Genomic DNA, 1,696 nt, shown 5'->3' on the forward strand with positions numbered 1-1,696 from the left:
CCCCGTCGTCGGCGCCGGCGATCACCAGGCCGGGCCGGTCCTCGCACCACCCGGCCGGGACGGCGACGACGGGGACGTCCGCGAGCGCGACGACCGGGTTGGTCACCGAGAGCGTGGCGACCAGGCCGGGTCGCCCCATCCGCTGGTGCTGGAGGACGACCATGCTGGCGCCCGACGCCGCCTCGACCAGTGCCGAGGCGGCGGACCCGTGCACGAGCGCGGTGGTGACGGGCGGCCCGTCGGGTGCGTCGGCGCGCACCGTTCCGGCCACCCGGGCGAGCAGGTCGTGGCCGGTGGCGTCGACCTCGTCCTGCGCGACGGGCCCGAGCGGCACCACCGGCGTGACGTGCACGAGGTGGACCCCCACGCCGCGCCTCCGAGCCTCCGCGACCGCGAACGCCAGTGCGCCGCGGACGTCCTCGTCGTCGGTGACTCCGACCAGCACCGGCGTCGGCTGGGCCTCGGGCATGGCACCGCACCTCCTCGAGACGCTGCTACCAGCCTGCCCCCGCGCGCCGCTGAGCGCCAGGGTCCGAGGGCCCGCCCGCTCAGCTGCCCGGCCGCAGCCGGCGCGGGATGCCCGGGTCGACGACGGCGCTGCGGTCCAGGCGGACCTTCACGTCGACGACCGCGCACGACTCGCTGCCGACGATGACCGGGTTGAGGTCCACGTCCGCGACCTGCGGCACGTCCTCCGCGAGGGCCCCGAGCTCGACGACGAGGTCGACGAGGCCGTCGACGTCGCCGCGCGGCGAGCCGCGGTAACCGTCGAGCAGCGGCCAGATCCGCAACGACCGGATCGCCCGCAGCGCGTCGCTGCGCGAGACCGGAGGCAGCATGAACGTCCGGTCCTGCCACACCTCCACCGCGACCCCGCCGGCCGCGACCATCACCAGCGGCCCGAACCGCGGGTCGCGGACCACGCCGAGCGCGATCTCCACCCCGGACGCGACGTTCTGCACGAGCACCGGGACCTCGGGGTCGCCCAGCTCGGCGCCGAATCCGGCGACCGCCGCCGCGAGCTCCTCGGGGGTGCGCAGCCCGACCTTGACCAGCCCACGGTCGCTCTTGTGCGGCACCTCGCGGCCCGCGACCTTCGCCGCCACCGGGTAGCCCAACCACCCGGCCGCCTCGACGGCCGCGTCGGCGCCGACGACGACCTCCCCCAGCGGGTCCAGGCCGTACGCCGCCAGCAGACCGGTCGCGTCGGCGACGGAGAGCCAGCCCTGCTCGTCGGTGGCCGTGCCCAGGAGCGCGGCCGCGACGGCCCGGGCGTCCTCGGCGCGGTCGCGGTCCACGGCGGCCGTCGCCGGCTTCGGTGCGGAGCTGGGCGACCCCGAGGTCCCGGTGCTGGTGCAGAACGTCGCGTCCGGGGTGGAGATCGCTCTCGGCGTGGTCCGCGACCCGCGGTTCGGGCCGCTGGTGATGGTCGCGGCCGGTGGGGTCGCGGTGGAGGTGTGGCAGGACCGGACGTTCATGCTGCCTCCCGTCTCGCGCAGCGACGCGCTGCGGGCGATCCGGTCGTTGCGGATCTGGCCGCTGCTCGACGGTTACCGCGGCTCGCCGCGCGGCGACGTCGACGGCCTCGTGGACCTCGTCGTCGAGCTCGGGGCCCTCGCGGAGGACGTGCCGCAGGTCGCGGACGTGGACCTCAACCCGGTCATCGTCGGCAGCGAGTCGTGCGCGGTCGTCGACG

General features: G+C 76.4%; 3 protein-coding genes. 1 reads left to right on the forward strand and 2 read right to left on the reverse strand.

Annotated features, from left to right (window positions below; genetic code table 11):
- On the reverse strand, window positions 1-469 hold a 469-nt coding region (locus VGD85_RS11155; protein WP_331063511.1), incomplete at its 3' end, for a universal stress protein.
- Between the two features lie 79 nt (window positions 470-548).
- Complete coding sequence (locus tag VGD85_RS11160) at window positions 549-1,298, reverse strand: acetate--CoA ligase family protein (RefSeq protein ID WP_331063512.1); 750 nt, start codon at window positions 1,296-1,298, stop codon at window positions 549-551.
- A 49-nt stretch (window positions 1,299-1,347) separates the two neighbouring features.
- Between VGD85_RS11160 and VGD85_RS11165 the strand changes: the two genes are divergently transcribed.
- Window positions 1,348-1,696, forward strand: a 349-nt coding sequence (locus VGD85_RS11165; RefSeq protein ID WP_331063513.1) for an acetate--CoA ligase family protein, incomplete at its 3' end; no start/stop codon positions are given.

Origin of the sequence: Nocardioides sp., assembly GCF_036401255.1 — a bacterium.
In the GTDB taxonomy this organism is placed as follows: Bacteria; Actinomycetota; Actinomycetes; order Propionibacteriales; family Nocardioidaceae; genus Nocardioides.